Here is a 13,105-nt window from a genome sequence, read left to right on the forward strand (position 1 = left end):
AACGTTGGGAGTATCTATCAATCATAGTCTCTAGCGACGCAAAAAACGCAAGGGAGCAAAGATTGATATAAGACTTACTATAACGAAATCACCCTCTTCGTTTACCGATATAAATTTATCGAAACAATAGAGGGTGATTATCAAGAAAGGAGCTAAAAAGCGTGGTGTTTACGCATCAATAAGGTAGTTCTGCCCTTCGCTTTCGAGGCGATCAATGAGCTTACGGCATTCATTTAAATCAAGCGGTTGTTCAAAACGACGTTTAAGATTCATCAAAAAGAAAATGTCTTCACACATTGCCTTTTCTGGCTCATCACTGATCTTAGCGACTGGAGAGCCATTACAGGTCACCATTTTAATCACGATGGAAAGCGGCTGATACGCCTCGCCTTGATCGTTAACGTAATTACCCATGTCGTTTGCCAGCGACGTACCGATACCGAAGCTCACTTGTACACGACCTTGGAAATGCTCACAAATGTCTAGCGCTTGCTCGAAGTTCAAACCATCCGTAAAGACTAATGTCTTCGTCATCGGGTCGATGCCAAGCGACTCATAGTGCGCAATCATCTTTTCGCCCCAAGTGAATGGGCAACCGCTGTCGTGACGAACGCCAACGTACGCATGACTCAACTCTTCATCGAAGTCTTTGAGAAATGCGTCGATGCCGATGGTATCCGTCAGTGCGATACCCAGTGCGCCATTGAACATTTTTTGCCAACGTTGCAGGGCAATTTTCTGCGAATCACGTACGTTTACTAACGCTTGATGGCCCATAAACCACTCGTGAGCAACCGTGCCAATTGGGGTAAGATCTAACTCTCTCGCCAAATGGTAGTTACTGGTTCCCGTCAAGCATTGTGGCAATTCCTTGCTTAAGTACTCCAGCATGGTGCGCTGCGCTTGAAAAGAGAAACGGCGACGCGTCGACATATCTGCGAATTTGAAGTTAGTAATGTTGCGACGTTCTAGTTCGGCTTTCAAATAGCGAACTTTGTCTTCCAATACGGTTTGGAACTGCTCGAACGGGATATCTGACCAACGTTGACGGCTGCGAACTTCCGACACAATGCTCATGATGATGGTTTCGTACAGAATGGTTTCCTTCCACAAGCCATTGATTGTAATGCGTAACTGGCTTGAGCCATCCGACATGGTTTTGTTATGGAAAGAGACATCGCTTTGCGGGTTAAAACGGAAGTGACGTAACGCTTCGACAAACTCGGGCTTTAGGTACGGCGCAACGCGCTTCATGTACGCAATTTCATCTTCAGTAAAGCGAACATCTTGAAGTTTAAGAACTTCTGCCTTTACCTCTGGCAGCAATTCCGACAGATCTTCTTCGCTACGCACGATGAATTTGTATGACACCATCGCATCAGGATAAAGCGCGGCAACAGCACTCATCATGTTTACTTTGTACACATCAAAGTCCAATGCACTTTGAATGATGCGAGAAGAAAATAGTGTGGTCGTCATTCGGAGCCCTTCTACATGCCCTTCCGTGGGTATATAACTTTTTGTTACTAACTAATTTGCGTAAACAATAAACACCCATCTTTAGTTTGTCAACTTTTGTTACTAACCACTCTTTTTTATATGGTTTTTCCGTTTAAAAATTCAGCGCTGATTGTGAATAAGTCAGATTTATAGGCATTGTTATGCTCAATCGATTTCGTTAACAGCGTCGACAATGTTTCTAACAACTCGTTACTTACCCATTGATTGACCACTTGTTATGCGCTAGATTACTTACAAATCAATATTAGGACCCAACCATGATCGTAACTGTCGACATTATTCCATTCAGGCTATCTGGCTGTGCCGATAAAGGATTGGAAGTGTTGCTGATTAAACGTTCAAATCCGAATCGGCCTTACCATGGTGTCTGGGCATTACCGGGCGGGTTTGTCTTTGATAAAGACTTGACCAGCGAAGGCGGACGTCCGGCAGATGAAAACTTTGAAGCGGCGCGCCGACGCATTTGCCGCGAGAAGATTCATACCTATCCTCGTCACTTCAGCGAAGCGTTTATCGACGGTGATCCTAAGCGCGATCCGGAAGATTGGAGCTTAAACATCACCCACTACGCATTGGTTGACCGCAATAACGTCGAGCAAATCAACAATGCTGGCGTGCCCGAGTGTCAGCTCAAATGGTTCCCATTGCAGGCGATCCTCAATGGGGAAGAAACCCTAGCGTTTGATCACCAGAAAACCATCGAAAAAGCATGGCAGAAACTGCGTGCTTCGATTGAGTACACATCAGTGCTGCTGTTCGCACTCGATAAAGAATTTTTGGTCGCTGACATCATTTCTGCATATCAAGAATTTGGCATCGACATCAGCCGCATGACCATAAAGCGCCGTTTGATCGACTCAGGTGTGTTGAAGCCGACCAACAAAGTCGCGTCCACTAACAAAGGCAAAGGCGGTAAGCCAGCCATGGTGTACACGCTGACAAGCGATGAAGTGACCTTTTTTCAAAACTGTTTGCGTGGCTAAACGCAAGCAATCAGACAGACAAGGAGTCTGCCATGACTGTTCGAGTTAACTATCAAACTACAGCCGTGATCGACGTTGATCCAGAGAAAGGCTTTAGTGAGCTTTGTCCAGATGAATTACCTGTAGCAGGCGCATTGGACATCGTGCCGGAGCTACTAAAAAACCATGCGAAAGGTCGCTTGAAGCTAGTAAGCCGTGACTTGCACCCACCCAAAGCCGCTTGGGATGCAGAAACGCCCGCGAACATGCTAGAGCCCGTTGGCTTGCCAAATGTCGACGTAAAATGGAATCGCCACTGTGTGCTTGGCACAACAGGCGTAGAGCTTCTGGATGGGTTACCTCCAGTGCTTGACTACGATTTCCAAGTCAATAAAGGGATGGATCCGGACGCGCATCCTTACGGTATCTTCTTCCATGACGTGGCTGACACCAAAACTACGGGCGCAAATGAGTTTCTGAAATGCAATAAAATAGATACCGTCGTAGTTGGTGGATTAGCGCTCGATTTCTGCGTCAAGAAATCCGTTATGCAAGCGTTAGATCTCGGCTTTAAGGTGATTGTGAATCTAGCTGCAACTCGCGCCGTTCTGCCAGATACGGTCGACAGCGTGATCGCAGAGATGAAAGAAAAAGGCGCACTGTTTGTTGCAAATGCCGATGACATTATTGTTGAGCGCTTCGCGTAATTAACCGGTTTCCTTGTGTAAAAACGGCCCTGATTTCTGGGCCGTTTTTATTTGCTTATTTTGGGATCGCGTCTTACTCATCATTTGCTTGCTTGGTTTTTCTTGATCTGTTTTTGCTCTATTTATTCTGAAGAGATTTCAACACTTCCGACTGGCCATAAATCTCTGCAAACGTCTTCAAGTCGAGTCCGGCTTTGTTGCGCAAATCGGGTGAACATTCCGCTTGATACAAGTTTTTCGCTATACTAATTTCGCGCTTAATCAGCGCCCCCATCAGGGCTGTGTTACCACGCTTGTCTTGTAAACAGGCATTCGCTCCAGAGTCGAGCAGTAACCGTACCGTGTCTTTATTACCCTGATATGCCGCCACCATTAGCGCGGTGTAACTTTCGTTGTTGCGCTGATCAATCGGGAAACCTTGCGATACAAAGGTTTCAACCACTTCATTGTTACCAATGCGCGCAGCATCAAAAAAGAGCTCTACTAAGGATTGATATTGAGTTTCGAGTTTGTCTTGAGAGGCAAACAAGCTAAAAGATAAACCCAAAGAAAATAGTACAGAGCTGAGCAAGAATACGTTTTTCATTCACCCATCCTCATTAAAAATGACAGAAAATGGCCTACGAGAGCCCTGATTTTCGGGCAGAAAAGAGCAGATACTTCTCCCGCAGGCCAAAACTTTACGCCTTACATCATCGCTTTGTTTTTCACTTGCGAGAGATTGGTATCGGTCGCTTCAGCAAGACGCGAACCGTATTCTTTGTCTGCACGATAGAAATAGCTCACCATCGTCGCTTTGATGTCTTTATCCATTACCTTATTCAGGTCGCCCGCTAGGTTAGCAATCAGATCGCTTCTGTCTTGTTCATTCATGCTGCGGTACAACACGCCAGCTTGGTAGAAATCTCGTGGTTTACTGATCGCTTTTTGCTGAACCGTACCTACGAGCTTGGTTTCTACCGCTTTAAACTGATTGTCTTCAGCCAAGTTAAGCTTGCGGCTTGGTTCATAATTTACGTCCCCATTGCTCAGCTGCGCGTTATTGCTCAAACCATTTTGATTGTGGTTATTAACAGACGTTAACGGACGGTTCACTGGCAGCTGGAACAAGTTCGCGCCTAAGCGGTAAAGCTGAGTGTCAGCGTACGCAAACAAACGGCCTTGCAACAAACGGTCTTCCGATGGCTCAATACCTGGGATCAGGTTTGAAGGTGCGAATGCCGACTGTTCGGTGTCTAAAAAGAAGTTTTCCGGCAGACGATTAAGCGTCATGGTGCCCACTTTGCGATCCGGTACATTCAACCACACTTTGGTTGCATCAAGGCCGTTGTAATCTAACTTGCTTAACGCTTCTGGCGACAACACCTTCACGTACAGATCCCACTTAGGGTAGTTTCCGCGACCAATTTCGGCATACAAATCATTCGTAAGGTGATTGAAGTCTTTACCCTGCATTTCCGTCACTTCATTAGGACGAAGACTCTTAATGCCTTGTTGGCTCTTCCATTGGAACTTCACATAGTTCACATCACCTTGTTGGTTGATCCACTTGTAAGCGTGAACGCCAAAGCCATCCATTGTGCGATAGCTCGCTGGCGTGCCAAGATTGCTGTACACCCAAGTCAGCATGTGAGTCGCACTTGGTTCATGGCTAAAAAAGTCAAAGAATCGGTTTGGATCCTGAACGTTGGTAACAGGAGATGGTTTTAGAGAGTGCACCATATCCGGAAACTTGATCGAATCACGGATGAAGAACACAGGCAGGTTATTCCCTACCAGATCCCAGTTACCCTGTTCAGTATAAAATTTAGTTGCAAAACCTCGTGGATCACGCAGCGTCTCTGGCGATCCTTTTGAGTGAATAACGGTCGAAAAACGAACGAAAACAGGAGTCACCTTTCCCTTTTCAGTGAAAGGAGCGGATACCGTTAAATCACTAAAATCGCCAGACGCAACAAATTCACCGTGCGCACCCGTGCCACGAGCGTGTACAACTCGCTCAGGAATACGTTCTCTGGCAAAACGTTGCAATTTTTGGATCAGGTGAACGTCTTGCAGCAATACGCTGCCGTTTTCACCTGCTGTTATTGAATTTTGGTTGTCACCGACGGGTGCACCGTTATCTCTTGTCAGGGTTTGCGCCTGTAGAGATGTGCTGGCTAAGCCAACTGTAATTAATAAAAAGCTTTTTGACATCTGCATGGTTGCTCTCCAATGCGTGCTAACCATTTAGTCCACTAGTGGTAAATGGATATTCAAAAGCTCTTTTCTGCCCACGAAGAATATATCTTCAAAGATTCCATTTGTTTAATGGGAATTGGCGATAGGTTTGATAGGGATAAACGATGAAAGTTTTCGTTTTTCATCTATTTAGATTAAAAAACAAACCAAAAGCATGAGAATCTCGCGGCGAGAGTGATTACACTGAATAAACATCACCAAGCAGAAAGGATATCGCATGCATCAACATGAAAAATTGAACTACGTTGAATTTGGTACGCCCAATATCGGTGCCACTAAGGCGTTTTTTGAGCACGTTTTTGGTTGGCAATTTGTCGATTACGGCCCTGACTACGCGGCCTTTTCTGGCCAAGGTTTGGATGGCGGATTTTATTCGGCAGAACAAGTCAGTCAAACCGCCAACGGCGCAGCACTATTGGTGTTCTATAGCTCTGATATTCATGCCACGTTAGAAAAAGTAGCGAAGTTTGGCGGGCAAATCATCCGCCCTATTTTCGAGTTTCCGGGCGGGTGTCGTTTCCACTTCACAGAGCCAAGCGGAAACGAGTTTGCAGTGTGGTCAGAAAGTCACTGAATCAGCGGTATTGTGTTGTTAACCCAACACCACTTCAACGCCGAGTTTTTTCAACTGTTCGAGGTCGCTTTTCGGAGCGGCTTTGTCAGTTAACAACACTGAGATTTCGTTTGTCTTGCCAATCGACGAAGGATAAATCTGACCAAACTTGCTGGAATCCGTCAGTACGATATTGCGTCTTTTCTTTGCCAGAATGGCCTCTGCAATGTCGGCACGCATCATATCTCGGCTAGTAAAGCCAGTATCTTGATGGAAGCCGTCAATACCTAAGAAAGCCGTGCTGAAATGAATATTCTCAATACAGAGTTTGGTGAGCGGGCCAACGAGGCTTTCGCCTTGGTGCTGATACACGCCACCCAACAAGATGATATTGGCCGATGTATTGCGGATAAGATGCGCAATATAGGCCGATGGCGTAATGATGGTCACGTCGCCGCGCTCGGCTAACGTACGAGCCAATAGCGCATTTGCACTGCCCCCTTCAATCAGCACCGTCTCATTCGGTGCGACCAAATCCGCGGCTTTGTTAGCAAGTGTTTGTTTAATATCAAAACGCACTTCTAAGCGGGTATCTATATCATCACTTTGCAGTGCGGTAGCAGCGCCGTGAACTCGCTTTAAGTAGCCCTGTTGCTCAAGAAAATTCAAATCCTGCCTGATGGTCACTCCCGACACGCCGATGATGTCGGAAAGCTCCGTGACTTGAACGCGTTTACGGTCATTCACTAATTGCAGAATTTCATTTTGTCTTGGGTTCACAGGCTCACTCCTTATTGATGAGCTTGCAGTATACGCCCGAACACTTTCATATGAAAGCAGCCTGTGAACAGGGTCAATAAGCTAAGTCGCGTTAAACGGTAAGCTCAATACGGTTGCCATCTGGATCTAATACGCAGCTTTCGTAATAACCATCGCCAGTGTATCTCGGCCCGTCAATCCTTTGATAACCATCTTCCACCAAGGTTTTGGTTATTTGGTCAACGGCCTGCTCTGATCCTAATGCGAAGGCAAAGTGTGCCAACCCTGTTACTTGCATCGCGTGAGAGTTTTCACAGGCGCTCACTCCTTCCATCGACATCAACTCCAATCGAGCACCACTTTCAAACGAAAGAAAATAAGACGAAAAGTGCTTCTTCGGATTGTGGTATTTATCGTTGGATACGGCGTTAAAATATTTCTCATAAAAGCCTTTCAGCTCTTCCAAACGCTCTGTCCAAATTGCGACATGTTCTATTTTCATATTGGCTCTCTTCGTAAGTATTTGTGATTCAATAATTGCTGGCATTGGTATCAAATCTAACGAGGACGACTTGAATGAAAAAGAGAGCAAATCACTGCAACCTTGTTCCTGTTTTATGGTAGGAGTTGTGTTTGCATGACGGTGTTGTCCATAATGGCGCAAAGTTTTACAGGATAACATGATGGAAGAGATTTACTTCGCAGGCGGCTGCCTTTGGGGCGTACAAGAATTTATGCGCCACCTTCCGGGCGTAATCAGCACCGAAGCTGGACGCGCAAATGGCAAGACGGATAACACTCAATCTGAATACGATGGCTACGCAGAATGCGTTAAAACCCAGTTCGACCCTACACAAGTTTCGGTTGAAACTTTAATGGGGTATCTGTTTGAGATCATCGACCCGCACAGTGTAAACAAGCAAGGTGAAGACGTAGGTGAGAAGTACCGTACTGGTGTCTATAGCCAAAACGAACAACATCTAGCGATTGCTAAAGCGTTTATCGCAGCAAGACCAGATGCCGATAAGATCGCCGTAGAAGTGCTGCCACTCACAAACTATGTACCAAGTGATGATGAGCACCAAGACCGACTCACACGCTTTCCAAACGACTACTGCCATATCCCGTTAGATTTGCTGCATAAGTACAAAAATCCGTCTTAATGGATTAGCCAAATTCAACGTAACACCCCTTCCTAACCTCCTCTTGGCTTCAAATTCGGAGCTTACATTCGCCAATGTGTATCAAGGGGAGTAGCACAAAGCCTCTTTTTTATAGCAAAATTGAACCATATTTGATTCCCTTCTCGTTTATTTTTAAGCTTCATTATTAATTTCAAAATAAATGGAATATAAGTCACAATACTAATTCCCTTCTAGCTCATTGATATTAATGACTTCTATCACACTTAGCTCTCAGTGATACAAAAATATAGTTATTGGATTTTTTTTACTATTTCAGAAAACCGTAACATTAATTAAATTTGCCTCATTACTTCAGTACCAATGAGTCAAAAAATGATTACAGAACTAACAAACGTCAATTTAATTAAAGGCAACCTTCAAGCAAATAATAAAAAAGAAGTCTTTGAAGAGCTAGCACAGATGCTATTCGAAAATAATCGAATCAGCAGCAAAGAGGCTTTTTTAACCGACATCGAAGCACGTGAAGCATTAAGCGTGACTTCAATGGACGGCATCGCTTACCCACACGCAAAAAGCAAAGCGGTGACAGAGCCTGCAATCGCTGTTGGCGTAAAGCGCGAAGGCATCGAGTATGGCGACGAAGAGGGAGTCAAACCGACCGTATTCTTCATGATTGCTTCACCAGATAACGGTGCCGACCACCATATTTATGTTCTTCAAGAATTATTCGGAAAATTTAGCGAAGAGTTTATTGAAGATATTCATAACGCAAAAGACGAAAACCAAATACTAAATATTTTAATTAATTCATAAGGCGTGAAATTATGAGTACAATCACAGCTCAAGCTACCAATAATAGCGATTTCAAAAAAATACTCAGTACCATGAAAGGTCACCTTTTATTCGGTACTTCTCACATGCTTCCATTTATCGTTGCGGGTGGTGTACTACTGGCTCTGGCGGTAATGGCATCCGGTAAAGGTGCGGTTCCTGCAGACGGGTTATTGGCTGATATTTCTAATATCGGTATTAAAGGTCTGGTGTTGTTCCCAATTATTCTTGGTGGCTTCATCGGTTACTCAATTGCAGACAAACCAGCACTAGCGCCAGCGATGATCTCTTCTGGCATCATGGCTGACATGGGCGGCGGCTTCCTTGGCTGTATCGTAGCGGGCTTCATCGCTGGTGGTGTGGTATTCCAACTTAAGAAGATCCCTCTTTCTGCTAACATGACTGCGTTGGGCGCTTACTTCATCTACCCACTTGTTGGTACGCTTATCTCTGCAGGTATCGTTCTATGGGGTATCGGTGAGCCAATCAAGATCTTCATGGCTTCTATGAACGAATTCCTAGCTTCTATGGCTGGCGCTTCTAAAGTGGTTCTAGGTACGATTCTTGGTGGTATGACTGCATTCGATATGGGCGGTCCAATCAACAAAGTAGCAACGCTATTCGCTCAAACTCAAGTTGATACTCAACCATGGCTAATGGGCGGTGTTGGTATCGCTATCTGTACGCCTCCTCTAGGTATGGCACTAGCAACATTCCTATTCAAGAAGAAGTTCACTAAGCAAGAGCAAGAAGCAGGTAAAGCAGCAGCAATCATGGGTTCTATCGGTATCTCTGAAGGTGCTATCCCATTCGCAGCAAACGACCCTGTACGCGTTCTTCCTTCAATCGTTGCTGGTGGTATCGTTGGCTGTGTGTTCGGCTTCCTAACAGACGTACTACTACACGCACCATGGGGCGGTCTAATCACGGCTCCTGTATCAAGCAACATCCCAATGTACGTTGTGGGTATCGCACTCGGCTCACTAACAACAGCAGTTATCGTTGGCTTCTGGAAACCAGTTGCTGAAGAAGAAGCAGAAGACGAAATCGCAGAAGTAGCACCTGCACAAGCTCAAGCGGCTCCAGCAGCAGGCGAAGGCGAGTACGACATCGTAGCAGTAACATGTTGCCCATCTGGTGTAGCACACACATTCATGGCAGCAAAAGCACTAGAGAAAGCAGGTGCGGCAGCGGGTCTAAAAATCAAAGTTGAAACTCAAGGTCAAAACGGTATCCAGAACCGCATCACAGACCTAGATGTAGCAAACGCGAAGTTGGTTATTCTAGCTCACGATATCCAAGTAAAAGACGCTCACCGCTTTGCAAAAGCAAACGTTGTTGAGTGTTCAACGAAAGAAGCGATGCGTAACGCAGCGACTCTTGTGAAAGCTTAAACCTTAAGCTCCTCCCCCTAAGAGCCCTTTCCCCCAAAGGGCTCTATTTCAAGTTTTTAAGTTTTAGTAATACCCCTGATTTTTTTAATTATATAACCCTACAATTTACAAGGCTTTAAAAATGAAATTCAAACCTTCCCTACTCGCTTGCGCAGTTCTCAGTGGTCTAGTCGGTCTGACTGGCTGTAACGACGACACAACTAACATTTATGAAGGCGGTGACACCAACCCTGCACTGCCGGATATTCCTGACGGCGGCAAGCCAGTATGTCCTCCAGTTGGCGATGGCGACTGTGATGACAAGCCAAACCCAGAAACACCTGAAATCGACATGGGCGTTCACATTCCGGTAGATTTCGCCGATATGGACGTAACACGCTACGTCAACCCATTCATCGGCACAGGTAACCTAGGCAACACCTACCCTGGTGCAACCACACCACACGGCATGGTGCAGCTTTCTCCAAACAACGGTTCTAACGGCTGGGAATACATTTCAGGCTACTACTACCACGACGCACGTACTTCCGGTTTCTCTCATACCCACCTTTCCGGAGCAGGTGCTGGCGACTTGAACGATATTCTCGTCATGCCAATCAACTCACGTTCGGATTACATGATTGATGAAGGTTCGGCAACGCTAAACCTAGAAGCGTCTCGCTTCCAACATCGTGACGAGCAAGCGACAGCAGGCTACTACAAAGTCAATCTATTGGATTACGACATCAAAGCCGAGTTAACGGCGTCTGATCGCGTTGGTGTACACCGCTACACCTTCCCTCGTGATGAGAAGTCAGAAATCATCGTGAACACTGGCTTTAAAATTAACTGGGACTACACCTCAGATTCTTACTTGAAATGGGACAAAGACAATAACCGCCTTGAAGGTCACCGTTTCTCTGATGGTTGGGCACCAAGCCAAAAAGAATTCTTCGTGATGGAATTCGACCAACCAATCAAAAACGTTCGCTTTGCTTACTACGATAAAGAGCAAGGTCGTTACATGGACGTGCCAGAAGGCATTACGGAAATCGGTAACGAAACACGTGGCAAGTATCAATACGCACGCGCTTACGTTGAGTTCGACACATCCAAAGACGGCTTAACGGTTGAAGCGAAATTGGCGCTATCAAACGTTGAGATTGGCGAGAATGGCAAATCAGGTGCTTCTCTTAACATGACAGAAGTTGCTGGCATGAACTTCGACCAAGTACGCGAAGCGGCAACGAAGAAATGGGAAGACGAACTCGGCAAGATCCAAGTCTCTGGCGACGAAGATTACAAACAGACGTTCTACACCGCGATGTACCACTCGTACCTCGGTCAAACCATTCACTCTGACTTAGATGGTCGCTACCGCCAAGTTCACCAAGGTCGCAACGCTTACCCAGATGGCAACACCCCTTGGGGCGATAAGATCGATACGCTGAAAGAATCGATCCGCACAGCCGATGCTAACAAAGATGGCAAAGCAGACTTCACGCGCTACGACACTTTCTCGTTGTGGGATACATACCGCGCGGTTCAACCGCTGTCTTCGATTCTTGAGCCAGACCGCCTAGCAGACGTGGTGCTGTCTATGCTGTCTTACGCCGAAGAAGAATGGGTGGATGACAAAGGCAACGTGCGCAAAGGTCGCCTACCTGAGTGGACATTCAAAGGCAACGAAACCGGCATGATGATGGGCATGCACTCAACGCCTGTGATTCACGATGTGTTGTCGAAAGGTTCACTAGAAAAACGCATGATCGATCTTGGCTTCACAGAAGCAGAACGCAAAGACGTCAAAGAGCGCTTAGTTGAAGCAATGATCACTGACGCACGCGCCGCAACTAGTCAAGGCGTAGCATGGATCAAAGAGTACGAGCAACAAGGTTACGTGCCAGCACAATTGCACGACACTCCACCAGATTCTTACGGTGGTCACTCACCATTTAAAGACTCTTGGACAGCATCTTACTCACTTGAGTACTCGATGAACGACTGGGCAATCGCGCAATCGATCAAAGAAGTATTTGGTGAAGAAGACCCACGCTACACCGAGTTCGCTAACCGTTCTAAAAACTGGCAAGCGCAATTTGACTTTGGTGGTAAGCAATACCAAGGTTGGTTCAAAGCTCGTGACTACGATGGTGAGTTTATCGATGCTGGTTGGGTAGACCCAATCACCGGTCGCGCGGTGGGTAAAGACTGGCGTCCAGACATGTTCAACTGGGCATTCTCTGAATCGAACGGCTGGCAATACTCGTTCAGTGTTCAGCACGACATTCATGGCTTGATTGACCTGATGACACGCTTCGACAAGACACAAAACCCTGAAGCAGAACGCGGTGACTTGTTCGCAGCGCGCTTGGATGAGTACTGGTCAACCTACCCAGACCGCAACGCAGGCGACAACCAATTCCCAGTGTTCAACACAGGTAACGTTGGTCAGCACGTGCAAGGTAACGAACCAGATATCCACGTACCGTACTTGTACAACTACGTCGGTCAACCTTGGAAAGGTCAGGCAGCCATCGCCGCAGCAACCAACATTTGCTACAAGAACACCGCTGACGGCATTTGTGGTAACGACGACTTCGGTACGCTCTCTGCGTGGTTCGTGTTCCGTGCACTTGGCTTCTACCCAGTGAACGCTTCTTCTGGCATCTACGAAGTCGGTACTCCGCTGTTTGAAAGCGCGTCTATTGATGTCGGCAACAACCAGAAGTTCACGGTTACCGCAAAAAACGTTAGCCGCGAGAACATCTTCATTCAATCGGCTCGCTACAACGGTAAAGACTTCAACCGTACTTACCTGACTCATGACGAAATCATGTACGGCGGTGAGTTGGAGTTCGTGATGGGCGACAAACCAAATCAACGTTGGGGATCTCTAGAGCAAGACCTACCACCAGCACAAGGCATCGGTGAGTTCTTGCATGAAGACGAGATGCCAGCAGGTTCTCGTTAATCCCAATAGTGACCAACTCAGCCGGGGGAGCGCATCTCC

The 13,105-nt window shown here is 46.3% G+C and carries 12 protein-coding genes; 7 read left to right on the top strand and 5 right to left on the bottom strand.

From position 1 onward, the window contains the following. Nucleotides 1-168 precede the first annotated feature (168 nt). On the bottom strand, nucleotides 169-1,479 hold the full coding sequence (gene pncB / locus UF05_RS18780) for a nicotinate phosphoribosyltransferase (RefSeq protein ID WP_005479835.1): 1,311 nt from the start codon (nucleotides 1,477-1,479) through the stop codon (nucleotides 169-171). A gap of 299 nt (nucleotides 1,480-1,778) precedes the next feature. Here pncB and UF05_RS18785 point away from each other — a divergent pair, with 299 nt between their 5' ends. Both UF05_RS18785 and UF05_RS18790 read left to right on the top strand, forming a co-directional pair. Next, entirely contained in the window at nucleotides 1,779-2,504 is a 726-nt protein-coding gene (locus UF05_RS18785) for an NUDIX domain-containing protein (RefSeq protein ID WP_005463941.1), read from the top strand. A 32-nt stretch (nucleotides 2,505-2,536) separates the two neighbouring features. Then, entirely contained in the window at nucleotides 2,537-3,190 is a 654-nt protein-coding gene (locus tag UF05_RS18790) for a nicotinamidase (RefSeq protein WP_017447976.1), read from the top strand. 118 nt (nucleotides 3,191-3,308) lie between these two features. Here the strand turns inward: UF05_RS18790 and UF05_RS18795 are convergent, their stop codons facing one another. After that, entirely contained in the window at nucleotides 3,309-3,776 is a 468-nt protein-coding gene (locus UF05_RS18795; RefSeq protein WP_025501619.1) for an ankyrin repeat domain-containing protein, read from the bottom strand. A gap of 101 nt (nucleotides 3,777-3,877) precedes the next feature. Next, nucleotides 3,878-5,392, bottom strand: a complete 1,515-nt coding sequence (locus tag UF05_RS18800) for a catalase (RefSeq protein WP_045546284.1) — start codon at nucleotides 5,390-5,392, stop codon at nucleotides 3,878-3,880. Between the two features lie 256 nt (nucleotides 5,393-5,648). On the opposite strand from UF05_RS18800, the gene UF05_RS18805 reads away from it, so the two are divergent. Further along, nucleotides 5,649-6,005 (top strand): VOC family protein, encoded by a 357-nt coding sequence (locus tag UF05_RS18805; RefSeq protein ID WP_025540837.1) that lies wholly within the window; start codon nucleotides 5,649-5,651, stop codon nucleotides 6,003-6,005. Between the two features lie 18 nt (nucleotides 6,006-6,023). On the opposite strand, the gene UF05_RS18810 is transcribed toward UF05_RS18805, so the two are convergent. Beyond that, the gene (locus tag UF05_RS18810; RefSeq protein ID WP_005463954.1) at nucleotides 6,024-6,764 is read right to left on the bottom strand and encodes a DeoR/GlpR family DNA-binding transcription regulator; all 741 of its coding nucleotides are present in this window, start codon (nucleotides 6,762-6,764) and stop codon (nucleotides 6,024-6,026) included. 91 nt (nucleotides 6,765-6,855) lie between these two features. Further along, nucleotides 6,856-7,245, bottom strand: a complete 390-nt coding sequence (locus UF05_RS18815) for a VOC family protein (RefSeq protein WP_015312891.1) — start codon at nucleotides 7,243-7,245, stop codon at nucleotides 6,856-6,858. A gap of 181 nt (nucleotides 7,246-7,426) precedes the next feature. On the opposite strand from UF05_RS18815, the gene UF05_RS18820 reads away from it, so the two are divergent. The 4 genes from UF05_RS18820 (at nucleotide 7,427) to UF05_RS18835 (ending at nucleotide 13,066) form a co-directional block, all read left to right on the top strand. After that, nucleotides 7,427-7,906, top strand: coding sequence for a peptide-methionine (S)-S-oxide reductase (locus UF05_RS18820; RefSeq protein WP_045546285.1), 480 nt, complete (start codon nucleotides 7,427-7,429; stop codon nucleotides 7,904-7,906). A gap of 354 nt (nucleotides 7,907-8,260) precedes the next feature. Then, nucleotides 8,261-8,701, top strand: a complete 441-nt coding sequence (locus UF05_RS18825) for a PTS sugar transporter subunit IIA (protein ID WP_005436338.1) — start codon at nucleotides 8,261-8,263, stop codon at nucleotides 8,699-8,701. Between the two features lie 11 nt (nucleotides 8,702-8,712). Then, nucleotides 8,713-10,113: a fructose-specific PTS transporter subunit EIIC gene (locus UF05_RS18830; protein ID WP_031817496.1), complete on the top strand. Its 1,401-nt coding sequence runs from the start codon at nucleotides 8,713-8,715 to the stop codon at nucleotides 10,111-10,113. Nucleotides 10,114-10,234: 121 nt separating this feature from the next. Beyond that, nucleotides 10,235-13,066, top strand: a complete 2,832-nt coding sequence (locus tag UF05_RS18835) for a GH92 family glycosyl hydrolase (RefSeq protein ID WP_045546286.1) — start codon at nucleotides 10,235-10,237, stop codon at nucleotides 13,064-13,066. The last annotated feature ends 39 nt before the right edge of the window (nucleotides 13,067-13,105 follow it).

The organism is Vibrio sp. S457-15 (assembly GCF_000960545.1).
Lineage (GTDB): Bacteria > Pseudomonadota > Gammaproteobacteria > Enterobacterales > Vibrionaceae > Vibrio > Vibrio parahaemolyticus.